Raw genomic sequence first — 22,749 nt, 5'->3', positions numbered from 1 at the left:
TCCCCCACTGCTCGCTGGTCCCGCTCGTACGTCTCCAGCATCCCAGTATCGGCAGTGCTGTGTCCCCGGCCGCCGTACCGGCTCGATTTCGAGCCGGTACGGCGGCCGGGGACGAGAGAGCGTGGAGAGGGCCGCGGACCTGGGGGTTCCGGTCGCGGTCCCGTGCGGGTGCGGTCAGCCGCGCCACGGCAGCTCGGCCGTGATCCGCGTCGGACCGCCCTGCGGGGAATCCACGACGAGGACGCCGTCCACCGCGCCCAGCCGTTCGGCCAGCCCGGCCAGCCCGCTGCCCGACGACATGTCGGCGCCGCCGCGTCCGTTGTCGGTGACCTGGAGCATCAGCCGGTCCGCGACCCGCCACACGTCGACCGACGCACTGGTCGCGCGCGCGTGCTTGCTCACGTTCTGCAGCAGCTCCGAGACCGTGAAGTACGCGATCCCCTCGATCGCCTGGGCGGGCCGGGACGCCAGGTCCACCTCGACCGTGACGGGGACGGTGCAGCGGGAGGCGATGGCGGAGAGCGCGGCGTCGAGTCCGCGGTCGGTGAGGACGGCGGGGTGGATGCCGCGGGCGAGGTCGCGGAGTTCCTGGAGGGCGACCTTGACCTCGCCGTGGGCCTCGTCGACCATGCGGGCCGCGGCCTCGGGGTCGTCCGTCAGCTTCTCCTTCGCCAGGCCCAGATCCATGGCGAGGGCGACGAGCCGGGCCTGTGCGCCGTCGTGCAGGTCGCGTTCGATGCGGCGCAGGTCGGCGGCGGCCGTGTCGACGACCACCCCCCGGTCCGACTCCAGCTCCGAGACGCGCGTCGCCAGCCGGGACGGCCCGAGCAGCCCGGCCACCATCACCCGGTCCACGCTCGTCAGGCCACGGATGATCCACGGGGTGATGAGGACGACCACCAGACCGCACACGCTGGTCGCGGCCAGCTCGACGGGGGAGTCGAGGTAGATCTGGTGGTGGTCGTCGCCGTACAGCTGGATGCCGCCGGTCCCGATGGCCGCCGGGAAGATCCACTGCCACAGCGGGTAGGTGAAGGTGGCCCACCCGCACGACCAGAAGGTCAGCGACACGGTGAAGGCGAAAACCGCCCACGGGAAGTGCAGCAGCGCGTAGAGCAGATGCCGCCAGGACACCCCGCTCTTCAGGACCGCGCCCACCCAGGGCATCAGACCGCCGGTCCTGCCGCGCACCGGCGCCGGCTCGGCCACGGTCAGCCCCAGCAGCCCGCGTGCCCGGGCCCGCTCCAGTACGCCGAAACCGCGGCACATCGCCAGCGTGCCGGCCAGGACCGGGACGCCGAGAAAGGTGATCAGCAGGCCGGTACCCAGCGCCGTCAGGGCGATCGAGAGACCGAACAGGATCACGCTGATCGGCAGGCTCAGCAGCAGATAGCCGAACTCGCGCCAGGTCCTGCCCTCCAGCGGCGCGCGCAGCGCGGCGGGGAAGAAGTGCTTCACCGGGGGACGGTCCCCGAAACCGGCTCCGGACCCCTGGTGATCCCGAGTGTCCGGTCCGTACGCCGTGGCCATGGATGCTGTCCGTTTCGTCTCGGGGAGCCGGTTTCTCCGGCGGTTTCACGGTTCCGGATTCCGGGGGCGGCTTCGCGGTTCCGGGTTCCGGGGGTTCGGCTGGTACATCAAGGGTGTCGGTGCGCGGGCCCGCGCACCATGAGGGCGGTATCACTCTTCGACCGGGGGTTTTCCCCACCCCCGAGGGGCCCGGACGGCTCCGGCAGATGGACGTGCCGCCGGGCCCGCGGGGCAGCCCTCAGAGCCTGTCGGGTGACCTTCGATCGGGTAGCGGACGCGGTCTGGTGCGTGCGTGCCAGGGCGTGGCCGCCCGATCAGAGGTCACTCGACAGGCTCTCAGGGGTGCTGGGTGGTCCGGTCGGCGTCCCGGTCCCGCCAGGGCAGTTCCGCGGTGACGGTCGTGGGGCCGCCGGCCGGCGAGTCCAGGACGAACAGGCCGTCGACGGCGCCCAGCCGTTCGGCCAGCCCGGCCATGCCCGTACCGCCGTCCATCCGGGCCCCGCCCCGCCCGTCGTCGGTGACCTGGAGCAGCAGCCGGTCCGCCGACCGCCACACCTCCACGGACGCCGAGCGCGCCCCGCTGTGCTTGCTCACATTCTGCAGCAGCTCCGAGACCGTGAAGTACGCGATCCCCTCGATCGCCTCCGCCGGACGCGTCGGCAGATCCACCCCCACCGTGACGGGGACGGTGCAGCGGGAGGCGATGGCGGAGAGCGCGGCGTCGAGTCCGCGGTCGGTGAGGACGGCGGGGTGGATGCCGCGGGCGAGGTCGCGGAGTTCCTGGAGGGCGACCTTGACCTCGCCGTGGGCCTCGTCGACCATGCGGGCCGCGGCCTCGGGGTCGTCCGTCAGCTTCTCCTTCGCCAGGCCCAGGCCCATGGCGAGGGCGACGAGCCGGGCCTGTGCGCCGTCGTGCAGGTCGCGTTCGATGCGGCGCAGGTCGGCGGCGGCCGTGTCGACGACCACCCCCCGGCCCGACTCCAGCTCGGCGATCCTGCGCTCCAGCTCGTCGGAGGGGGAGAGCAGCCCGCGCACCATCGCCCGGTCGGCATGCGAGAGGAACCGCGTGATGAAGGGGAGCACCGGCCACAGCACGAAGAAGCTCACCAACGTCACGGCGCAGGTCAGCACCCCCCAGGGCAGCCGGATGAAGGAGTACAGCACCGCCCGCCAGCCCACCGGGTCCTTGAGGCTCGACCACAGCCAGGGGAAGAAGCCCTGTGCCCGGCGGGACAGCTCCATCGGGCTGGGTTCGTCGATCTGCACCCCGAGCATCGCCCGCGCCCGGCCCCGCTCGGCCCTGCCGATCAGCCGCGCACCGTGCAGCCCGGCGGCGAGGAAGGGCAGACCGACCACCGTGACCGAGAGCGCCACACCGACGCCGATCATGAACACTGCGTAAAGAAACCCGGCCGCAGCCATGGGGAAGTTGGCCAGGAGATAGGCGATCTCCTTCCACGTCCACCGATCGAGGGCGAAGCGGGCGGACGGCGGACGGTCGTTGTCGGGCAGGGGGCTCATGGTCATATGCCCCAGCCTGCCGGGTGTGCCCAGCGCACGCCATGGGGCTCGTGGGTGGCGTGAAGTAGGGATAACCCCACCCGTTGCCCGACGCGGCTGCTTACCCTCTCTTTAACAGGGCCTAGACTCCCGTGCGTACAGATCGTCGAACGGGTTTGAGGGAGCGAGGGACGGACGTGGCGGACCTGCCGGAATCGACCGTTCTCGCGTCGGACTACTTCCACAGTTATTCCGTGGTCGGACTGCTCGCCGTGATCGGTGTGCTGTTCGTCGCCGTCGCCTTCGGGGCGGGCCGGCTGCTGCGCCCCGTGGTTCCCACACCGGAGAAGCTCCTGACGTACGAATGCGGCGTGGACCCGGTGGGTGAAGGATGGGCACATACCCAGGTTCGTTATTACGTTTATGCCTTCCTGTACGTGATCTTCGCCGTCGACTCGATCTTCCTGTTCCCGTGGGCGACCGTATTCGCCGCACCCGGATACGGGGCGACGACTCTGGTGGAGATGTTCATCTTCCTCGGTTTCCTGGCCGTAGGACTGCTTTACGCATGGAAGAAGGGCGTCCTCGAATGGACGTGACGAGCGCTCCGCCCCCCGAGCACCGGCCCACGACGCAGCCGGGACCGGTGCAGGAGCCCGCGGCGGGATCCGAACCGCAGCCCGTTCCGACGTTCCTGCCGGAGCCCAAGCGGCTCGGCGTCCTGTCGCGCCTGGCTCCCGAGCCGATGAAGGTGGTCCTGAACTGGGGCCGCCGCTACAGCCTCTGGGTCTTCAACTTCGGACTCGCCTGCTGCGCCATCGAATTCATCGCCGCCTCCATGGCGCGGCACGACTTCATCCGGCTCGGTGTGATCCCGTTCGCCCCCGGCCCGCGCCAGGCCGACCTCATGATCGTCTCCGGCACGGTGACGGACAAGATGGCTCCCGCCGTCAAGCGGCTGTACGAGCAGATGCCCGAGCCCAAGTACGTCATCTCCTTCGGCGCCTGCTCCAACTGCGGCGGCCCCTACTGGGACTCGTACTCCGTGACGAAGGGCGTCGACCAGATCATTCCGGTCGATGTCTACGTGCCCGGCTGCCCGCCCCGGCCGGAGGCGCTCCTCCAGGGCATCCTCAAGCTCCAGGAGAAGATCGCCCGCGAGTCGCTGGGCGACCGGTACGCGACGGGCGGCGGCAGCCGTCCCTCCACCACCGCACTGCGCAGCGGCCTGGTCGCCGCCCCGCCGGCACCGGGGGAGGACCGCGCATGACCGGCACCCCTGTCGACGCCGCCGACGCCTACGACCGTCTGCCGGACGCCGCCGGTGAGTTCTTCGGCGCGGAGGCGACGGCCGCGTACGCGTACGACCTGCTGACCGTCGACGTACCGGCCGCCTCCTGGACCGCCGCCCTCGAAACGGCCCGCGACCGGCTGGGCTGCACCTATTTCGACTGGCTGAGCGCGGTCGACGAACCGGGCACCGGCTTCCGGGTCTGCGTCCACGTCGCGGCCCTGGCCGAGGGCCGGATCCGCCGTCTCCTGATCCGTACGACCGTTCCGTACGAGGCGGCCGTCCTTCCCACCGCCATCGGGATATACGCGGGCGCCGCCTGGCACGAACGCGAGACGCACGAGATGTTCGGCATCGGCTTCGAAGGCCACCCGCATCTGGTGCCGCTGCTGCTGCCCGAGGGCTTCGAGGGCCACCCGCTGCGCAAGGACTTCGTCCTGGCGGCCCGCGTCGCGAAGGCCTGGCCGGGCGCGAAGGAGCCGGGCGAGTCGGAGCACGGCGGCCCGAAGCGGCGCACGATGCTGCCGCCCGGCGTCCCCGACCCGAACGAGTGGGGCCCGCTGAAGGGCCAGCTCCCGCCCGCCCCGTCCCGCCCGGCGCGCGCCGCACGCGCGGCGGGCGACCGTCCGGTACGCCGAAGCCGGAGCGCGAGCGAGGGCTCGGCCGGGCAGCGGTCGGAGACAGCCGCACCGGCGGCCGGAGCCGGGACCACGCCTCCCGCACCCCCGCGCCGCACCCGCAGCGCCTCCCAGGGCTCGGCGAGCCAGCAGCGCGAAGCGACGAAGCCGACGACAGGTACCGGGACGAGCGCCGGGGCCGGGACGAGCGCCGGGGCGGGGGCGGCGGAGCCGGGCACCGGAAGCACCGACGCTCCCTGGCACCACGCCCGCCCGGCCTTCGACACCACCCCCGAGCCGCCCGCGGACCGGGGTACCCCCGGCGCCTCCGGCACCCCGGACGTTCCAGACACTCCGGAAGCCCCGGAAGCCCCGGAAGCCCCGGAGGCCCCGGAACAGCCCGGCACTCCGCCCTCGCCCCCCGCCCCCGAGCGGCCCGAAACCGAAACCCCCGACCGTCCCGCCGGAGGCGATACCGCGTGAACGACGTACTCGACGTCGCCCTCCGGCTCGTCATCGTCTTCGCCGTGTTCATGGTCCTCCCCCTCGTCGTGGGACAGACCGAGCACAAGGTGATGGCCCATATGCAGGGCCGCCTCGGACCCATGTACGCGGGCGGCTTCCACGGCTGGGCCCAGCTCGTCGCCGACGGCGTGAAGTTCGCGCAGAAGGAGGACATCGTCCCGGCCGGGGCCGACCGCCGTATCTTCCAGCTCGCACCGGCCGTCGCGCTGCTCCCGTACCTGCTCGTGCTCGTCGCCATTCCGATCGGCCCGAGCGAGGGCGCGGTCGGCCAGGTCGTCGACGCGGGCATCTTCTTCGTGCTCGCGGTGATGGGCGTCGGCGTGCTCGGCTCGCTCATGGCGGGCTGGGCCTCGGCCAACAAGTTCTCCCTCCTCGGCGGCCTCCGTACGGCCGCCCAGCTCCTCGCGTACGAACTGCCGATGCTGCTTGCCGCCGCCTCCGTCGCGATGGCGGCCGGCACCGTCTCCCTCCCGGGCATCCTCAACGCCTTCGAGTGGTGGTGGCTGCCCTGGCAGATCGTCGGCGCCCTGGTCTTCTTCGTGGCCGGACTCGCCGAGCTGCAACGCCCGCCGTTCGACATGCCGGTCGCCGACTCGGAGATCATCTTCGGTGCGTACACCGAGTACACCGGCCTCCGCTTCGCGCTGTTCCTGCTCGCCGAGTACGCGGGCATCGTCGTGCTCAGCGGACTGACCACCGTCCTCTTCCTCGGCGGCTGGCACGGCCCGTTCGGCGCCGACGGACTCGGCTGGGTCTGGACGCTCCTCAAGACCGCGGTCCTCGCCTTCGTCGTCATCTGGCTGCGCGTGAGCTACCCCCGGCTCCGCGAGGACCAGCTCCAGAAGCTCGCCTGGACCACGCTCATCCCGCTCGCTCTCGCGCAGATCGCGCTCACCGGCATCGTGAAGGTGGCGATCAACTGATGACCGCGTCGCTCCCGCCCTCCCGGCCCCGCATCCCCGGCTCCGGTCTGGCCAAGGGCCTGGCCGTCACCCTGCGCACGATGACGAGGAAGACGGTCACCGCCCAGTACCCGGACGTCCAGCCGGAGCTCCCGCCCCGGTCCCGCGGAGTCATCGCCCTGTTCGAGGAGAACTGCACGGTCTGCATGCTCTGCGCCCGTGAGTGCCCGGACTGGTGCATCTACATCGACTCCCACAAGGAGACGGTGCCCGCCGCCGTCCCGGGCGGCCGGGAGCGCAGCCGCAACGTCCTCGACCGCTTCGCGATCGACTTCTCGCTCTGCATGTACTGCGGTATCTGCATCGAGGTGTGCCCCTTCGACGCACTGTTCTGGTCACCGGAGTTCGAGTACGCGGAGACGGACATCCTCGAACTCACCCATGAGCGCGACAAGCTCCGCGCATGGATGTGGACGGTGCCGGAACCGCCCGCGCTCGACCCGGGCGCCGAGGAGCCGAAGGAGATCGCCGCCGCCCGCAAGACGGCGGAGAAGCTCGAAGCCCAGCGCGCCGAGGAGGCGCAGGAAGCCCAGCAGGCCCGAGCGGCCCAGCAGATCCAGCAGGACCGGAAGGAAGAGGGGAAGGAGTGACACTCGCAACCGCCGCAGCCCACTCCGCCCCCTCCGGCTTCCTCTCCCCGACCGGCATCGAGATCGCTTTCGTCCTCGTCGGCATCGCCACCCTCGGCGCGGCCCTCGTCACCGTCACGACCAGGCAACTGGTGCATGCCGCCCTCTGGCTGGTCGCGGCGCTCGGCGGGCTCGCCGTCGAGTACCTCCTGCTCACCGCGGAGTTCATCGCCTGGGTGCAGGTACTGATCTACGTCGGTTCCGTGGTCGTCCTCCTCCTCTTCGGACTGATGCTCACCAAGGCCCCCATCGGCCGCTCCCCGGACGCCGACTCGGGCAACCGCTGGGTGGCCCTCGGCGTGGCGGCCGCCTCCGCCGGCACGCTCGTCTGGGTCGTCGTCGACGCCTTCCGCACCACCTGGATCGACCTGGGCGGACCGGCCCAGGGCTCCACGGAGGTGACCGGCGCCTTCCTCTTCCGGCACTGGGTGCTGCCGTTCGAGGCGCTCTCCGTCCTGCTGCTCGCCGCCCTCGTCGGGGCGATCGTCCTGTCCCGCAAGCGCGGTAAGGAGCAGAGCTGATGCACCTCGCCTATCCGGCCGTGCTCGCCGTCCTCCTCTTCTGCACCGGGCTGTACGGAGTGCTCGCCCGCCGCAACGCGATCCTGGTCCTGATGTCCGTCGAGCTGATGCTCAACGCCGTCAACCTCAACCTGGTCGCCTTCGACGTCTGGCTCCGCGACACCCTGCACTCCGGCCAGGCCCTCACCCTCTTCACCATCGCCATCGCGGCGGCCGAGATCGGCATCGGCCTGGCCATCGTCCTCGCCGTCTACCGCAACCGAGGCAGCTCGGACGTCGACCGCCTCCGCGACACCGCCGAGACCGACGCCGCCGAAACCCTCCCCGGCGACGAGGCCGAAGGCGCCGAAGTCACCGAGGCCACCGAAGACCAGGCCACTGCTCCGGCAGGGAAGGCAAAGAAGGCAGAGGCCACCACGTGACCACCACGACCCTCGCCGTCCTCGTCCCCCTCCTTCCGTTCCTGGGCGCCGCGGCAGGCCTCCTCCTGGGCCCACCCGTCTCCCGCCACCGCCCCGGGACGGGGCTTCGCGCGCTCCGCTTTGCTCCCGGTTACGTACGCCCCCTCGCCGTACTGCCGACCTTCACCGCCTTCGTGCTCGCCGTCCTCGTCGCCTCCCGCCAGGGCGGCGGACGGGCCATCGACGCGGCCACCCGGCTCACCCCCACCGGTTCCGTCCCGATCGACCTCGCCCTGCACCTCGACGGCTTCGGGGTCCTCGTGGCCGTCCTGGTCGGGCTCGTCGCGACCTGTGTGCAGATCTACTCGATCGCCTATCTGCGCGACGACCCCCGCTACCCCTCGTACGCGGCCCTCGTCTCCCTCTTCACCTCCGCGATGCTCCTCGTCGTCTACTCCGGCGACCTGATGGTGCTCCTGGTCGGCTGGGAGATCATGGGCATCTGCTCGTACTTCCTCGTCGGCCACTACTGGGAGACGGCTGAGGCCCGCGCCGCCTCCCTCAAGGCCTTCCTGGTCACCAAGCTCGGCGACATCCCCTTTCTGATCGGACTGTTCGCCCTCGCCGCCGACACCGGCTCGTTCCGCATCACCCGCATCCTGGGCGCCGTCGCCAACGGCGGCCTGGACCACCCCACGCTCATCGCCCTGCTGCTCCTCGCGGGTGTCGCGGGCAAGTCCGCGCAGTTCCCCCTGCACACCTGGCTGCCCGACGCCATGGCCGGCCCCACCCCCGTCTCCGCGCTGATCCACGCCGCGACGATGGTGGCCGCCGGTATCTACTTCGTGGCCCGGCTCTTTCCCGTCTTCGCCCAGTCGGGCGCGGCCCTCGTCGTCCTCGCCGTGATGGCGGCGGTCACGATGATCGGGTCGGCAATCGCCGCCCTCGCCCAGGACGACATCAAGCGCGTCCTCGCGTACTCGACGATCGGCCAGCTCGGCTACATGTCCGGCGCCCTCGCCGTCGGCGACCGCGGGGCCGCCGTCTTCCATCTCCTCTCCCACGGTGCGTTCAAGGCCGTCCTCTTCCTCGCGGCGGGCGTCGTCATCCACGCCGCCGGAACCAACTCGCTGGCCGCCATGTCCCGCATGGGCGGCCTGACGAAGCGCATCCCGGACGCCTACTGGACGATGACCGTCGCCCTCCTCGCGCTCGCCGCCATCCCGCCGTTCGCCGGCTTCTTCTCCAAGGAAGCCGTCCTCGTCGCCGCCGAGCACACCGCACTCGGGGACCGGCACGTCGCCCCGGCCGCCGCCGGCTGGACCGTCCTCGTCGCCGGACTGCTGGCCGCCGTCCTCACCGCCGCGTACGCCACCCGGCTGTGGCTCCTCGCCTTCCGGGGCCGCGGCGCCGAGGCCCCCGACCACGGCAGGCAGCCCGTCGCGATGACCGCGGTCCTCTGGGTCCTCGCCGTCCCCACCATCGCCTTCGGACTGACCGTCGGTGCGATCACCGACTGGTTCGACGGCCACAGCCTCGCCCCGTCCCTGACCACCGCCGTCCTCTCCACAGGCGCCGGCCTCGTCGGCGGCCTCGTCACCTACGGTGCCTGGCGCCACACCTCGGCCCTCGCCGCCCGTACGCCCGTGGGCACGGTCGTCGCCCACCCCGACGCCGAACCCGCCCTCGTCGAGGCCCAGGCCATGTCGGCGCACACCGCCGCCTACGGCGCGTACGGGGACGCCCCCGACCCGGCCGACCCCGGCCGCCTGCTGCTCGGCCCGCTCCACCGCCACGCCGCCGCGGGCTTCCACCTCGACGCCCTGTACACGACGCTGTTCGTCCGCCCCGTCCGGGCCGCGGCGAGCCTCGTCCGCTTCCTGGACCGAGAGGTCGTCGACACCTACGTACGCGGCTCCGGCACCGGCGCGCGCTGGCTCGGCACCGCCGTCCGCCGCGCCCAGACGGGCAACGTGCAGACCTACCTCGGCGCACTGCTCGCGGGTTCCCTGGTCCTGGCGATCGCCGCCGTCGTTCTTGCCAACGTCAACGCCGGGTCGTGAGCCGTGATCGATATCAGTGAATCCGTGATGCAGTTCCTTCTCGCGTTCATCGTCGTCGTCCCGCTCATCGGGGCCGTCGCCGCTCTGCTGCCCGCCCCTCCCGGGCTGAAGGGCAGCAGCCCCGACCAGGCCGTGCTCCGCCACGGCGTGACCGTCACCGGAGCGGTCCTCCTCGCCGCGATCGTGCTGGCCGCCGGCTTCGACCACGACCACCCGGCGAAGATGCAGGCCACCACGGACATCAGCTGGATCCCGGCACTCGGCGTCCGCATCCACCTCGGCATCGACGGCATCTCGCTCCCCCTTCTCGTGCTGACCGCGCTGCTGACCTTCCTCTGCGCGCTCCACAGCTACTTCAAGCCGCCCGCGGGCCCCTCCCCGAAGGCCTTCGTCGCACTCGTCCTCGTCCTGGAGTCCGGCACCCTCGCGACCTTCGCCGTCCTCGATCTGCTGCTGTTCTTCCTGGCGTTCGAGATGGTGCTCATCCCGATGTACTTCCTCATCGCCCGCTGGGGCGGTGCGCAGAAGCAGGCCGCCGCCTGGAAGTTCATCCTCTACACACTGCTCGGCTCGGTGATCATGCTGCTGGGCCTGCTCCTCATCGGACTGAAGAGCGGCACCTTCGACATGGTGGCACTCGCCACTGACAACGGCCGTGGGCTCACCTCGTCCGTGCAGGTCATCGCGGTTCTGGCGATCGGCCTCGGGCTCGCTGTGAAGACCCCGATGTGGCCACTGCACAGCTGGCTCCCGGACGCCCACACCGCCGCCCCGACCGTCGGCTCGGTCCTGCTGGCGGGTGTCCTGCTGAAGATGGGGACATACGGATTCGTCCGCATCCTGCTGCCCATCGCCCCCGACGGGATGCACACCTTCGCGCCCTACCTCGCCGCCTTCGCGGTGGTCGGCATCGTCTACGGATCTCTCGCCTGCCTGGCACTGGCACGCCCCGGCTCCAAGGGCGACCTCAAGCGCCTGATCGCGTACTCCTCCGTCGGCCACATGGGCTTCGTACTCCTCGGCATCGCGAGCATGACCCCCACCGGAGTCAACGGCGCGCTCTTCGCCAACATCGCCCACGGCCTCATCACCGGCCTGCTGTTCTTCCTGGTCGGCGCGGTCAAGGACCGGTACGGCACCGCAGACCTCGACACCCTCTCCGGCGCCACCGGAGCCGCGCTCTACGGCCGGGCCCCCCGCCTGGGCGGCCTCCTCGCGTTCGCGGCCGTCGCCTCGCTGGGCCTGCCCGGGCTCGCCGGGTTCTGGGGCGAGATGCTCGCCCTGTTCGGCTCCTTCGACCCCGCCGACGGGCTCAGCCGCCCCGCCTTCCTCACCTTCATGTCGATCGCCGCGTTCGGCACCCTGCTCACCGCCGCGTACATGCTGATCGTCGTACGCCGCGTCTGCATGGGCGAGAAGCCGGAGGAGCCGCAGCGGCTCGCCGACGTCCAGACGTACGAATTCGCCGCCTGGACCCCGCTCGTCGCCCTCACCGTCCTCGCCGGCCTGTGGCCCGCCGTCCTCCTCGGCCTCACCGACCCGGCCGTGCAGAAGCTTCTCGCAGGAGGCAAGTCGTGACCTCAGCCGTCGTCACCACAGCGGCCGACAGCACCACCAGCCTCGTCCAGACCATCGACTGGCTCGCGATCGCGCCCCCGGTCGTCGTGGCGGCCGCCGCCCTGATCGTCCTGGTCGCCGACCTCTTTCTCCCCGCGGAACGCAAACCGCTCCTCGGCTGGGTCACCATGGCCGGACTCGCCGCCGGACTCGCCCTCCTCGTCCCGCTGCGCGACGGCGACCGCTCCACCTTCTGCCTGACCGCGGCCACCACCGGCACGGGAGCCACCGGGCCCTGCAGCTACACCGCCGACCACTTCGCCCTCGTCATCCAGGCCCTCGTGCTCGGCGGCGCCCTGCTGACCGCCCTGCTCTCCCTCGGCGAGACACGCAGACTCCCCGCGGGCGAGTTCTGGTTCCTGCTGCTCTCCTCCGCGTCGGGCGCCGCGCTCCTGCCGGCCGCCCGCGACCTCGCCACCCTCGTCGTCGCCCTCGAAGTAGCCTCGCTGCCCGCCTTCGCCCTCGTCGGCATCAAGCGCGGCGACCGGCGCTCCTCCGAGGCCGCGCTGAAGTTCTTCCTCTCCTCCGTCGTCGCCACCGCCGTCATGCTGCTCGGTGTCAGTTTCGTGTACGCGGCCACCGGCACCCTGCACCTCACGGAGATTGCCGCCCGGCTCGACGACGTACCGGGACAGCTCGACACCCTCGCCCGGACGGGTGTCGTCCTCACTCTGGTCGGCTTCGCCTTCAAGACAGCCGCCGCACCCTTCCACTTCTGGGTGCCCGATACCTACGTCGGCGCGCCCCTGCCGGTCGCCGCCTACCTCTCGGTCGTCGGGAAGGCAGTCGGCTTCTCCGGCCTCATCCTCGTCACCGTGATCGCGTTCCCGGCGCACGCGGACGTCTGGGGACCGGCCCTCGCCGTCCTCGCGGCGCTCACCATGACGATCGGCAACGTCGCTGCCCTGCGCCAGAACGCCACCCGCGTCCGCAGCGCCGTACGCCTGCTCGCCTGGTCGTCCGTCGCCCAGGCCGGCTACCTCCTGGTGCCGATCGCCGCCGCCGCGTACTCCAGCGACGAGCACATCGGTTCGACGGTCGCGTACGCCCTCATGTACGCCGTCGTGAACCTGGGCGCCTTCGCGGTGGCCGCCCTCGTCGCCCGTACGAACCCCGGGAACCGGCTCTCCGACTACCGCGGCCTGTACGCCACCCGCCCCCTCGCCGCCCTCGCGATGGCGTTCTTCCTGCTCTGCCTGGCCGGCCTGCCGCCCGGCATCGTCGGCCTCTTCGCCAAGGTCACGGTCTTCTCCGCGGCCGTCGACGCGGGACTCGGCTGGCTCGCGGTCGTCATGGCCGTCAATGTGGTGATCGCGCTCTACTACTACCTGCAGTGGACCGCGGCGCTCTTCCGGGCCCCCGAAGAGGCCCCGGCCCAGGCCCCGGCGGACGAGGCCGCACCCGCGGACGCCGCCGTACCCGCACCCGCCGGGCACCGTGCCCCGGCACCCGTCACGCTCGCGATCGCCCTCACCGCCGTCGTCGGTGTCGTGCTCTCCGGCGCTCCGCAGACGATCCTCAGGTTCGCCGCCGTGAATCTCTTCTGACGTACTCAAGATCGGTTTGCCGGGGACGGTCCGCACAGGGCAAGGTCATGCCCGCACATCCCCACACACGCACCCCTATCCCAGAGGAGCCAGAGCAGTGCTGAACGGGTTCAAGGACTTCATCCTGCGCGGAAACGTCATCTCCATGGCCATCGGTCTGGCCGTCGGAGCCGCTTTCACCGCAGTCGTCACCGGTTTCAGCACCGCCTTCATCACCCCGCTGATCGGCCTCGCCACCGGTTCCGTCGGCGACTTCAGCTCGGCGCAGTTCTCGATCGAGGGGGCCATCTTCCCGTACGGGAAGTTCCTGGCCGCCGCCATCGCCTTCCTGATCACGGCCGCGGTGCTCTACTTCGGCGTCGTCGTCCCCATGGCGAAGGTCCAGAACCGCTTCTCCAGGACGGAGGAGAAGGTCGACATCAAGGCCGCCCTGCGCGACTGCCCCCGCTGCTACACCGAGATCCCGGCCATCGCCTCCCGTTGCGCCCACTGCACCAGCGAGATCAAGCCGGACCCCGAGGCCCTCGCCATCGCCGGACTTCCTGCCCAGCGCTGAGCCGTCCGGCAGGGACGGCCCTGTGCGCAGCCCCTCAGGGCCTGCCCGGCGCATCACGCCCGGGCAGGCCCTGACCCGTTCGGCCCAGAGTCCCATCGGGCCGTCCTGGCCGGACAGGCCCTGCCCCACGGCCGCGCACACCGGGGAACTAGCTCTCCTCGCCTGGCGTTGACCTGTACGGGAGGCTCCACTGAGGGAGTGGAGACCACCAAGCAAAGGGTTCCCCTGCCGCACCACTTGGAGGGCGTACCGTGCACCGCCGGCACAACGGGCTGAAAACCGCCGTACTCCTCGGGGGACTGTCCGCACTCATCATCGTCATCGGAAGCTTCTTCGGACGTACGGGCCTGATCGTCGCGCTCCTCGTAGCCGTCGGCACCAACGCCTACGCGTACTGGAACAGCGACAAACTGGCGCTCAGGGCCATGCGCGCCCGCCCCGTCAGCGAATTCGAGGCACCACAGCTCTACCGCATGGTCCGCGAGCTCTCGACAGCCGCCCGCCAGCCCATGCCCCGGCTCTACATCTCACCGACCCAGGCGCCCAACGCCTTTGCCACCGGCCGCAACCCGCGCAACGCCGCGGTCTGCTGCACCGATGGCATCCTCCAGATCCTGGACGAGCGAGAGCTGCGCGGTGTCCTCGGCCATGAGCTGAGCCATGTCTACAACCGCGACATCCTGATCTCGTCCGTCGCCGGAGCGCTCGCCTCCGTCGTCATGTTCCTGGTCAACTTCGCCTGGCTGATTCCGGTCGGCCGGTCCAACGACGACGAGGGCCCCGGCATCCTGGGCATGCTGATGATCATGATCCTCGGCCCACTGGCGGCCTCCATCATCCAACTGGCCGTCAGCCGCTCCCGCGAGTACCAGGCCGACGCCTCGGGCGCCCAGCTGACCGGCGACCCGCTGGCCCTCGCCAGTGCCCTGCGAAAGCTCGACGCAGGAACGAAACAGCTCCCGCTGCCCCCCGAGCCGAGGATCGAGACCGCGAGCCACATGATGATCGCGAACCCCTTCCGCCCCGGCCAGGGAATGTCCAAGATGTTCTCGACGCATCCGCCGATGGCGGAGCGCATCGCCCGACTGGAGCAGATGGCGGGTCATCGGCCGTGAGGACGGCCAGGCTCTGAGCCGTCACCGAAGCCGGTGAAGCGGACGGCTGCGGCGCAAGCAACGGTGAACAGAATCCGGAGCATGGCCTTCATCGGGGCGTCTCCTGTGCCGCAGAGCGACCGGCCGTCCTCGTGCAGGGCGCTCGCCGGACTCGCGGCCCCGGCCGTGCGCAGCGGAGCAGTCCCCCGCATCGGGGGGACCGCCCGCTGCACCGCCGACCTGCGGTGTCACCGCCGGCGTGGGACCTCCGGTGTCACCGTGCTCCGAACGCCTCGTCGGTCGTGACCACCTCTCGCCCCAGCGGCATGAGGGAGATGGGGATCATCTTCAGGTTCGCCCAGCCGAAGGGGATGCCGATGATCGACACGAACAGCGGGATGCTCGTCAGCAGGTGGCCCAGCGCCAGCCACCAACCGGCGAAGACGAGCCAGATCACATTGCCCACACAGGAGGGCGCCCCCGCGTCGGGCCGTTCCACGGTCGTCCGGCCAAACGGCCACAGGACGTAGCCCGCGATCCTCATCGAGGCGATGCCGAAGGGGATGGTCACGATGAGGATGAAGCAGATGAGTGCCGCGACCGCGTAGCCGAGGGCCATCCAGAAGCCGCAGAACACCACCCAGAGGATGTTGAGGATCAACTGAAGAGGCTTCATGGTCGCTGTGCTCCGTCTCGTTCGTCCGTCGGTCCTGCCCAATGCCAGTATCGGGCCCGGACGCCGGGAGCCGGAACCGGAGGGGCGGGAGGGGCGGGAGGGGCCGGTCATGGTCCCCGGCACACGCGCCGATGGGGATTGTCCGCTGACGGGGATTGTCCAGGGGCAGAGATGGCGCCCTGGCCGGATTCCAGCGCCCGCGTATGACCCTGGGCGGTCGGGGAGCGGCCCGCTCACGCACCGCGGACCCCGGACCGCGGGCCGTGCGGAGCAACCGGCGGACCGGCAGCGGCGTCCTGGATATCAGGAACGAGTGACGGGTAGGTTCGCACGCATGAGCATTATTGGTTGGATCATTCTGGGACTGCTTGCCGGCGCCATAGCCAAGTTCCTGCTCCCGGGCCGCGACCCGGGCGGCCTGGTCGGCACCACCCTCATCGGGATCGTCGGTGCCTTCCTCGGTGGCTGGATATCGTCGCGCTTCCTCGACCGCCCCATATCCAACGACTTCTACGACACGGCCACTTGGGTCTCGGCCATCGGTGGTTCGCTGGTCCTGCTGATCGCCTACCGGCTGCTCTTCGGGAACTCCCGCGACCGTCGCTGACGCCCGTCAGCGCCCATGGCCGTGGGCGTCCAGCCCGGTCTCACGCAGGGTCAGGTTGAGCCGGCCGCGGCGCATCCCCGTCGCAGGATCCGCCGTTCCCGGGCGGATCTTCGGCACACCATGGAAGGCGAAACGCGAAGGCCCGCCGAAGACGAACAGGTCGCCGGAGGCCAACTCCACATCCGTGTACGGCTTTCCGCGGTTCTCGGTGTTCCCGAAGCGGAAGACGCAGGTGGCACCGATGCTGAGCGACACCACCGGAGCATCCGACCGCTCCTCCTTGTCCTGGTGCATACCCATCCGCGCCGCGTCGTCGTAGAAGTTGATGAGGGCGGTGTCCGGCGCATACGCCCGGACCGGCCCCTCGTCCCCGTACGCGTCGGCCAGCGCCTCCCGTCCCAGCTCCGCCAGCCAGTCGGGGAACTCGGCGACCCGGGAACCGTTCACATCGTCGGCCGTACGCGAGTACCGGTACGGCTGCCAGTGCCACCCCAGACAGACCGTCCGGACGGACATCACTCCGCCGCCCGGCAGCGCCGTGTGCCGCAGTGGTACGGGCCCCCGCGCCCACTCCCGGCAGGCGGCCACCAACTCCCGCCGACGCCCCGGCGACAGCCATTCGGGTACGTGCACGGCCCCCGGTGCGACGACGGTCCGCGGTCGCGGAAAGAGCCCGGACATGTCAGTGCACCGCCAGGGCGCCTTCCAGCCCCAGAAGCTGTTCCTTGCGCTCCAGGCCGCCCGCGTAGCCCCGCAGGGCCCCGTCCGCGCCGATCACCCGGTGGCACGGACGCACGATCAGCAGCGGATTGCGCCCGATCGCCGTTCCCACGGCCCGCACGCCCGCCCCGGGCATACCGATCCGTTCGGCGATCCGGCCGTACGACATGGTCTCCCCGTACGGGACGGTGTCCAGCGCCGCCCAGACCCGACGCTGGAAGTCGGTGCCCCGGCCGTCCGCGTACACGATGTCGAAACGGGTCAGCCGCCCCTCGAAGTACTCCCGCAGCTGTGCGGCGATCCCCGCGAAGGCCTCCGGCGCGTGGCTCCATGCGTCCTGGACGACCGCGGCACCCTTCTGGCCGGGCAGTGAGATCGAGGCGAGCGCGACCCCTCCGGCCGCGCCGGTGGCCTCCTCGCCGACCAGCAGCAGTTCGCCCAGCGGGCTGTCGACCGTTGCGTACATGGTCATGACTCGTCCCTCTCCTTGCCCGATCCGCCGGAATCCGACGGGATCGTCGTCCGGCACGGTCGAGTCTGCGTCCCCGGCGGCGCCGCGACCGGCGGTATTCGGACATCGCATCCCGTGTGCGGGGTGGTGCGGAGCGGGAGGCGCCGCACCACCCCGCACCCGCGAGGCGCAGGACCGCCGGGGAACCGCCCGGGAGCTACCGGTAGTTCACGAACTGCACGGCGAAGTCGAAGTCCTTGCCCTTCAGCAGCGCCTGCACGGCCTGCAGGTCGTCCCGGCTCTTCGAGCTGACCCGCAGCTCGTCGCCCTGGACCTGCGCCTTGACGCCCTTCGGGCCCTCGTCGCGAATGGTCTTCGCCACCTTCTTGGCGTTCTCCTGGGAGATGCCTTCCTCGATCGTGGCGAAGATCTTGTACTCCTTGCCGGACAGCTGCGGCTCGCCCGCGTCCAGCGACTTCAGCGAGATGCCGCGCTTGATCAGCTTGGACTGGAAGATGTCGAGGATCGCCTTGACCCGCTCCTCGCCGTTCGCCTCCATCAGGATCTTCTCGCCGGACCAGGAGATCGAGGCGTCGGTGCCCTTGAAGTCGTAACGCTGCGAGATTTCCTTGGCGGCCTGGTTGAGGGCGTTGTCGACCTCCTGCCGCTCGACCTTCGAGACGATGTCGAAACTGGAGTCGGCCATGACGTGTGGCTCCTTGTATCGGGGTGCTGGGAAACGGGGTGCATACGGGCGGTTGTGGGCCTTCCGGCCCCGCGCCACCGGTCAAAGCCTAGCCACCCACGCCCGATCGGACCGCTGATCAATCCGGTGGCGGAGCACCCCCGGGCATCAGGTATCGTTTACGTCGTTGCCACGGAGCGCCGCCGAAAAGCGGTTCTCACGGCAGCAATCCCTGGCGGTGTGCCCGAGTGGCCAAAGGGAGCAGACTGTAAATCTGCCGGCTCAGCCTACCCAGGTTCGAACCCTGGCGCCGCCACATGGCAAGGCCCCTGTCCTAGGACAGGGGCCTTCTTTGTTTCTGCCGAGGTTTCTGCTGCGAAGGGCGTGAACATGGAATCCGTGCTGGTCAGCGCCTGCCTGAGCGGTGTGCCCTGCCGCTTCGACGGCCGCGGGAAGGAATCCGCCGCCGTGGCCGAGGCCGTCGCGGACCGCCGCCCCGTCGCCTTCTGCCCCGAGGTCGCCGCAGGGCTGCCCACTCCGCGCCGCCCCGCCGAGATCGTCGGCGGCGACGGCCACGACGTGCTGGACGGGCGCGCCCGCGTGGTCGACGACACCGGGTGCGATGTGACGGAGGAGTTCGTGGACGGCGCCCGGCGGGCGCTGGACGCCGCGCGCCGGTCCGGGTGCACCGAGGCGCTGCTGATGCCGCGCAGCCCCTCCTGCGGGCGTGGCACGGTCTACGACGGGACGTTCACGGGCGAACTCCGCGAGGGCGACGGCGTCACCGCCGCCCTGCTGGAGCGCCACGGCATCACGGTCCGCCCGGCACCGCGCTGCTGACCGGGGGCGGTGGGCCACTTGCCGTGACCACCGGCCGGACCGCCCCGCGGGGTGCGGCTCAGTTTCCCGCCACGTCCTTCACCGCGACCGACACCGGCATGTTCCCCGAGATGAGCTCCAGCGTCAGCCCCGCCGTCGCCGGGGTGTCCAGCAGCTCCAGCAGTGCCGCCGCCACATCGTCGCGCGGCACCGGGCCGCGGCCGGTCGAGGCGGTCAGGAGGACCATCCCCGTGCCCGCGTCGTTCGTCAGCATTCCGGGGCGCAGGATCGTCCAGTCGAGTGCGCTCCTGGAGCGCACGTACACGTCCGCGGCGCCCTTCGCCCGCAGGTATGCGTCGAAGACCTCGTCGCCCGGGTGGCCGGGGTCGGCGCCCATCGACGAGACCACGACATAGCGCCGTACCCCCGCCCGTTCGGCCGCGTCCGCGAACAGCACCGCCGCGCCGCGATCCACCGTCTCCTTGCGCGCCGAGCCGCTGTTCGGGCCCGCGCCGGCCGCGAAGACCGCCGCGTCGGCGCCGCGCAGCACCTGGGCCACCTCCTCCACGGAGGCCGATTCGAGATCCAGGACGACCGGTTCGGCCCCCGCCGCCCGGAGGTCCGCGCTCTGTTCCGGATTACGGATGACGCCCACGGCCTCATCCCCGCGCGCGGCGAGCAGCCGCTCCAGCCGCAGCGCGATCTGACCATGTCCACCTGCGATGACAATGCGCATGGTCCCGACCGTACGCCGCGGCGGGCCGCCGCGCTCAGGGACCGCCGCAGGGACCGGAATCCGGCCGTCCCTGGCGGGGCAGGCCGAGGGCGACGACGGTCTCCGAGTCGCAGTACTCGCGCACCGCGCTCGTCCGCGCCACCACCCGGCCGCGATGCACCACGATCCGGCTGTAGGCGAGCGACAGCACGCCGGAGAGCTGCTCCCCGCGCACGGCGAGCAGCTCGGCCGGGAAGCCCGCCTCGACCCGGATCCCCGGCAGCCCCATCGCCTTCCGTGCGACCGACGACACCGCCCCGTACGCCTCGTCGGCGCACATCCCGCTCTGCGAGGCCAGCAGGTAGGCGGCCTCCAGCGGATCCCCGCGTCCCACCGGGTTCGCGATGTCCCGCAGCGCCCCGCTGCCCGCCGCGATCCGCACCCCGGCCGCCCGCAGCAGCCGTACGGGGGCGGTGCCCCGGCCCTCCACCCCGCAGCAGCCGCCCTGGGGGAGGCAGATGACCGTCACCCCGGCCGCGGCGAGCTGGTCGGCGGCCCGGGCCGCGGCCGGAGCGGGCAGCCGGGAGAGGCCGGCGCACGGGCCGACGGAGACGCCGGGCCGCAGCCCGCCGGCCATGGCGGCCAGCCGCCCGAGCCGGGCCGGATCGGCACCGTCCGTGTGCAGATCGACGGGGCAGCCCTGCTCGGCGGCGATCTCCAGGACGGCTTCCGCGTACCCCGCGGGGTCCGGGTCGAGGTCGGGGCAGCCGCCGACCGCGCCGGCCCCCATCTTCACCGCGTCACGCAGCATGACCAGGTTGTCGGCGCCCGCGACGCCGGTGAGCAGGCGGGGTACGGCGACCGGGGTCAGTTCGACGAGTCCGCGCAGCGAACTTCGCGCCTGCAGCACGGCATCGAGGGAGGCGAGGCCCTGGACGGATCCGATCCGCACGTGCGCGCGCAGTGCGGTGGCGCCGTGCCCGAGCTGGAGCAGGGCCGCCTCGGTGGCGCGGCGCTGGATGTCCTCGGGGCGGTGCGAGACGGGTCCTGGGGCGCTGTCCGGGCCCGTACCGCCGGCGGTGAGCGCGGTGTCGCTGTGGGCGTGGGGTTCGGCCGGGGCGGGGAGCAGCAGATAGCCGCGCAGGTCCACCCGCGGGCCGGTCGCGGTCAGGCTGCCCGCGGTGCCGACGGCCTCGATGCGGCCGCCGCCGAGCCGTACGTCCACGATGCGGCCGTCGGTGAGACGGGCGCCGCAGAGCACCAGGGTGCCGGTCCCGGCGGTGGCGCCGGTGTCGTGGCTGCTGGCCGCGTCGGCCGCGTCGGCGGCGTGGTCGTCCGGCTGGCTGTCGGGCATCGCGCTCCTGGGAAGGGATACAAGGTCACGCAGAGTGAGTCGAGCCTAGGGGCGTGTTCGGCCCGGTTCGAGGAGGAGCGCAATAGTCGTACCGGCGTGGCCCTGGGGGTAACCGGGGCACGGGTGTGCGGCTGGGCCGCAGTGGCTCATGCCGTGGTCGTGGCGCTGTCCGGGCGGCCGCAAACGGCCGAGGGCGGACCGCGAGGCCGCTGATGGGCGGGCCGGAGGGCGGCCGGCGGGCGGGTGGAAGGCGGGTGGAAGGCGGCTGATCAAGGGATCGGCGGGGCGTCCGCCACGGCCGCCGGACGGGGCCTCGAAACGGATTTGGGCGATCGGCGACCAACCGTGTAATGTCTTCATCGCTCGCCCCAATAGCTCAGTCGGTAGAGCGTCTCCATGGTAAGGAGAAGGTCTGCGGTTCGATTCCGCATTGGGGCTCTGGTGATCGAGAACCCCCGCTTCGGCGGGGGGAATCGTCATCAAAGCGGTGTAGCTCAGTCGGTAGAGCAAGCGGCTCATAATCGCTGTGTCACCGGTTCAAGTCCGGTCACCGCTACTTACGGTAGCCGATTGTGGGGTCGGTCCTTCGATCGGCTACTCTTTTTTGCGTTCATCCGTCCATCCGTCCGTCCAAGGAGCACTCACGTGGCTGCCACCGACGTCCGCCCGAAGATCACGCTGGCCTGCGTGGAGTGCAAGGAGCGGAACTACATCACCAAGAAGAACCGGCGCAACAACCCGGACCGTCTTGAGATGAAGAAGCACTGCCCGCGCTGCAACTCGCACACCGCGCACCGCGAAACGCGCTGAAACAGGCTCGTACACGAGGCCGTCCCCACTGGGGGCGGCCTCGTGTCGTTGTATGAGGGCTGTTCTTCGGCCTTTTCATCTTTCATCAGGAGGTAGCGAGCTCATGGCGCTCGACCAGTCCTTCGTGGGGCGGACCTATCCGCCCACCCCGCCGTACGAGGTCGGCCGGGAGAAGATCCGCGAGTTCGCCGAGGCGGTGGGCGACACCAATCCGGTGTACGTCGACCCCGAGGTGGCCAAGGCGCTCGGTCACAGCGACGTGATCGCGCCGCCGACGTTCGTCTTCTCGATCACCTTCAAGGCCGCCGGGCAGGTGGTGCAGGACCCGCAGCTGGGCCTGGACTACAGCCGCGTGGTGCACGGTGACCAGAAGTTCACCTATGTGCGCCCCGTGCGGGCGGGGGACCGGCTGACGGTCACCTCGACGATCGAGGACATCAAGTCCCTGGCGGGCAATGACGTCCTGGACATCCGCGGCGAGGTCCACGACGAGTCCGGAGAGCACGTCGTGACCGCGTGGACGAAGCTGGTGGCGCGCGCTGCCGAGGAGGCGTGATGACGGCGAAGGTGGCCTACGAGTCGGTCGAGGTCGGTACGGAGCTTCCGGCGCAGTCCTTCCCGGTGACCCGGGCGACGCTGGTGCAGTACGCGGGCGCGTCCGGTGACTTCAACCCGATCCACTGGAACGAGAAGTTCGCCCGCGAGGTCGGGCTGCCCGATGTGATTGCGCACGGCATGTTCACCATGGCCGAGGCGATCCGGGTGGTCACGGACTGGGCCGGCGACCCGGGCGCGATCGTCGAGTACGGGGTCCGGTTCACCAAGCCGGTCGTCGTGCCGAACGACGACGAGGGCGCCCTGATCGAGGTCAGCGCCAAGGTGGCCGCACTGCTGGACGACAAGCGGGTGCGGGTGGACCTGACGGCCATGAGCGAGGGCAAGAAGGTGCTGGGCATGTCCCGTGCCGTGGTGCGGCTCGGCTGAGAGCCTGTCGAGCGCGGGTGAGGGGCACCGTCCTGGGGCGGTGCCCCTCAGAGCCTGCCCGCGATGGCCAGTGGC

Annotated in this window: 25 protein-coding genes and 3 tRNA genes; 20 read left to right on the top strand and 8 right to left on the bottom strand. The window is 71.0% G+C overall.

All coding sequences use genetic code 11. The features are described 5' to 3' along the window. Window positions 1–174: 174 nt before the first annotated feature. Both ACF08M_RS09435 and ACF08M_RS09430 read right to left on the bottom strand, forming a co-directional pair. Entirely contained in the window at window positions 175–1,530 is a 1,356-nt protein-coding gene (locus ACF08M_RS09435; RefSeq protein WP_392184627.1) for a sensor histidine kinase, read from the bottom strand. Between the two features lie 336 nt (window positions 1,531–1,866). After that, a complete protein-coding gene (locus ACF08M_RS09430) occupies window positions 1,867–3,057 on the bottom strand; it encodes a sensor histidine kinase (RefSeq protein ID WP_392184626.1) in 1,191 nt (396 codons plus the stop codon). A 170-nt stretch (window positions 3,058–3,227) separates the two neighbouring features. On the opposite strand from ACF08M_RS09430, the gene ACF08M_RS09425 reads away from it, so the two are divergent. From ACF08M_RS09425 to htpX, 12 genes are all read left to right on the top strand, one after another. Continuing rightward, window positions 3,228–3,629 (top strand): NADH-quinone oxidoreductase subunit A, encoded by a 402-nt coding sequence (locus tag ACF08M_RS09425; protein WP_037689408.1) that lies wholly within the window; start codon window positions 3,228–3,230, stop codon window positions 3,627–3,629. Further along, entirely contained in the window at window positions 3,620–4,300 is a 681-nt protein-coding gene (nuoB, locus tag ACF08M_RS09420; protein WP_392184625.1) for an NADH-quinone oxidoreductase subunit NuoB, read from the top strand. The genes ACF08M_RS09425 and nuoB overlap by 10 nt, the downstream gene beginning before the upstream one ends. Further along, window positions 4,297–5,421: an NADH-quinone oxidoreductase subunit C gene (locus ACF08M_RS09415; RefSeq protein WP_392184624.1), complete on the top strand. Its 1,125-nt coding sequence runs from the start codon at window positions 4,297–4,299 to the stop codon at window positions 5,419–5,421. Before nuoB ends, ACF08M_RS09415 begins: the two co-directional genes overlap by 4 nt. Further along, window positions 5,418–6,386, top strand: a complete 969-nt coding sequence (locus tag ACF08M_RS09410) for an NADH-quinone oxidoreductase subunit H (protein ID WP_392184623.1) — start codon at window positions 5,418–5,420, stop codon at window positions 6,384–6,386. Before ACF08M_RS09415 ends, ACF08M_RS09410 begins: the two co-directional genes overlap by 4 nt. Further along, complete coding sequence (locus ACF08M_RS09405; RefSeq protein WP_392184622.1) at window positions 6,386–7,015, top strand: NuoI/complex I 23 kDa subunit family protein; 630 nt, start codon at window positions 6,386–6,388, stop codon at window positions 7,013–7,015. The genes ACF08M_RS09410 and ACF08M_RS09405 overlap by 1 nt, the downstream gene beginning before the upstream one ends. After that, complete coding sequence (locus tag ACF08M_RS09400; protein WP_392184621.1) at window positions 7,012–7,575, top strand: NADH-quinone oxidoreductase subunit J; 564 nt, start codon at window positions 7,012–7,014, stop codon at window positions 7,573–7,575. The genes ACF08M_RS09405 and ACF08M_RS09400 overlap by 4 nt, the downstream gene beginning before the upstream one ends. Next, window positions 7,575–7,997: an NADH-quinone oxidoreductase subunit NuoK gene (gene nuoK, locus ACF08M_RS09395; protein ID WP_392184620.1), complete on the top strand. Its 423-nt coding sequence runs from the start codon at window positions 7,575–7,577 to the stop codon at window positions 7,995–7,997. Before ACF08M_RS09400 ends, nuoK begins: the two co-directional genes overlap by 1 nt. Beyond that, entirely contained in the window at window positions 7,994–10,039 is a 2,046-nt protein-coding gene (locus ACF08M_RS09390; RefSeq protein ID WP_392184619.1) for an NADH-quinone oxidoreductase subunit L, read from the top strand. Before nuoK ends, ACF08M_RS09390 begins: the two co-directional genes overlap by 4 nt. A 27-nt stretch (window positions 10,040–10,066) precedes the next feature. After that, a complete protein-coding gene (locus ACF08M_RS09385; RefSeq protein WP_392184807.1) occupies window positions 10,067–11,617 on the top strand; it encodes a NuoM family protein in 1,551 nt (516 codons plus the stop codon). Then, a complete protein-coding gene (locus ACF08M_RS09380; protein ID WP_392184618.1) occupies window positions 11,614–13,203 on the top strand; it encodes an NADH-quinone oxidoreductase subunit N in 1,590 nt (529 codons plus the stop codon). The genes ACF08M_RS09385 and ACF08M_RS09380 overlap by 4 nt, the downstream gene beginning before the upstream one ends. Before the next feature lie 97 nt (window positions 13,204–13,300). After that, window positions 13,301–13,759: a large conductance mechanosensitive channel protein MscL gene (mscL, locus tag ACF08M_RS09375; RefSeq protein ID WP_392184617.1), complete on the top strand. Its 459-nt coding sequence runs from the start codon at window positions 13,301–13,303 to the stop codon at window positions 13,757–13,759. Window positions 13,760–14,010: 251 nt separating this feature from the next. Beyond that, window positions 14,011–14,874 carry a zinc metalloprotease HtpX gene (gene htpX / locus ACF08M_RS09370; RefSeq protein ID WP_392184616.1) on the top strand — a complete coding sequence of 288 codons (864 nt, stop codon included), beginning with the start codon at window positions 14,011–14,013 and terminating at the stop codon, window positions 14,872–14,874. A 253-nt stretch (window positions 14,875–15,127) separates the two neighbouring features. On the opposite strand, the gene ACF08M_RS09365 is transcribed toward htpX, so the two are convergent. Next, window positions 15,128–15,529, bottom strand: coding sequence for a YccF domain-containing protein (locus ACF08M_RS09365; protein WP_392184615.1), 402 nt, complete (start codon window positions 15,527–15,529; stop codon window positions 15,128–15,130). A gap of 334 nt (window positions 15,530–15,863) precedes the next feature. On the opposite strand from ACF08M_RS09365, the gene ACF08M_RS09360 reads away from it, so the two are divergent. Further along, window positions 15,864–16,136, top strand: a complete 273-nt coding sequence (locus ACF08M_RS09360) for a GlsB/YeaQ/YmgE family stress response membrane protein (protein WP_392184614.1) — start codon at window positions 15,864–15,866, stop codon at window positions 16,134–16,136. A gap of 6 nt (window positions 16,137–16,142) precedes the next feature. Here ACF08M_RS09360 and ACF08M_RS09355 read toward each other — a convergent pair whose 3' ends face one another. The 3 genes from ACF08M_RS09355 to ACF08M_RS09345 form a co-directional block, all read right to left on the bottom strand. Then, a complete protein-coding gene (locus ACF08M_RS09355; RefSeq protein WP_392184613.1) occupies window positions 16,143–16,817 on the bottom strand; it encodes an alpha-ketoglutarate-dependent dioxygenase AlkB family protein in 675 nt (224 codons plus the stop codon). Between the two features lies 1 nt (window position 16,818). Beyond that, complete coding sequence (locus ACF08M_RS09350; protein WP_392184612.1) at window positions 16,819–17,328, bottom strand: methylated-DNA--[protein]-cysteine S-methyltransferase; 510 nt, start codon at window positions 17,326–17,328, stop codon at window positions 16,819–16,821. Window positions 17,329–17,524: 196 nt separating this feature from the next. Further along, on the bottom strand, window positions 17,525–18,013 hold the full coding sequence (locus ACF08M_RS09345) for a YajQ family cyclic di-GMP-binding protein (RefSeq protein WP_392184611.1): 489 nt from the start codon (window positions 18,011–18,013) through the stop codon (window positions 17,525–17,527). A 213-nt stretch (window positions 18,014–18,226) separates the two neighbouring features. On the opposite strand from ACF08M_RS09345, the gene ACF08M_RS09340 reads away from it, so the two are divergent. Both ACF08M_RS09340 and ACF08M_RS09335 read left to right on the top strand, forming a co-directional pair. Next, a tRNA-Tyr gene (locus ACF08M_RS09340) sits at window positions 18,227–18,308 on the top strand. Between the two features lie 74 nt (window positions 18,309–18,382). Continuing rightward, complete coding sequence (locus ACF08M_RS09335; protein ID WP_392184610.1) at window positions 18,383–18,832, top strand: DUF523 domain-containing protein; 450 nt, start codon at window positions 18,383–18,385, stop codon at window positions 18,830–18,832. 58 nt (window positions 18,833–18,890) lie between these two features. Here the strand turns inward: ACF08M_RS09335 and ACF08M_RS09330 are convergent, their stop codons facing one another. Together ACF08M_RS09330 and ACF08M_RS09325 are read right to left on the bottom strand one after the other, a co-directional pair. Further along, window positions 18,891–19,547, bottom strand: coding sequence for an SDR family oxidoreductase (locus tag ACF08M_RS09330; protein ID WP_392184609.1), 657 nt, complete (start codon window positions 19,545–19,547; stop codon window positions 18,891–18,893). 34 nt (window positions 19,548–19,581) lie between these two features. Continuing rightward, on the bottom strand, window positions 19,582–20,880 hold the full coding sequence (locus ACF08M_RS09325; protein ID WP_392184608.1) for an amidohydrolase family protein: 1,299 nt from the start codon (window positions 20,878–20,880) through the stop codon (window positions 19,582–19,584). A gap of 365 nt (window positions 20,881–21,245) precedes the next feature. On the opposite strand from ACF08M_RS09325, the gene ACF08M_RS09320 reads away from it, so the two are divergent. From ACF08M_RS09320 to ACF08M_RS09300, 5 genes are all read left to right on the top strand, one after another. Further along, window positions 21,246–21,318, top strand: a tRNA-Thr gene (locus ACF08M_RS09320). 45 nt (window positions 21,319–21,363) lie between these two features. After that, window positions 21,364–21,436 (top strand) — tRNA-Met (locus ACF08M_RS09315). A gap of 89 nt (window positions 21,437–21,525) precedes the next feature. Further along, window positions 21,526–21,690, top strand: a complete 165-nt coding sequence (rpmG, locus tag ACF08M_RS09310; protein WP_003956487.1) for a 50S ribosomal protein L33 — start codon at window positions 21,526–21,528, stop codon at window positions 21,688–21,690. Between the two features lie 103 nt (window positions 21,691–21,793). Beyond that, entirely contained in the window at window positions 21,794–22,246 is a 453-nt protein-coding gene (locus tag ACF08M_RS09305; protein ID WP_392184607.1) for a MaoC family dehydratase N-terminal domain-containing protein, read from the top strand. Beyond that, complete coding sequence (locus ACF08M_RS09300; RefSeq protein WP_392184606.1) at window positions 22,246–22,674, top strand: MaoC family dehydratase; 429 nt, start codon at window positions 22,246–22,248, stop codon at window positions 22,672–22,674. The genes ACF08M_RS09305 and ACF08M_RS09300 overlap by 1 nt, the downstream gene beginning before the upstream one ends. Window positions 22,675–22,749 lie beyond the last annotated feature (75 nt).

The organism is Streptomyces sp. NPDC015032 (assembly GCF_043080425.1).
Classification (GTDB): Bacteria; Actinomycetota; Actinomycetes; order Streptomycetales; family Streptomycetaceae; genus Streptomyces.
This window is presented reverse-complemented; position numbering and strand designations above follow the sequence as displayed.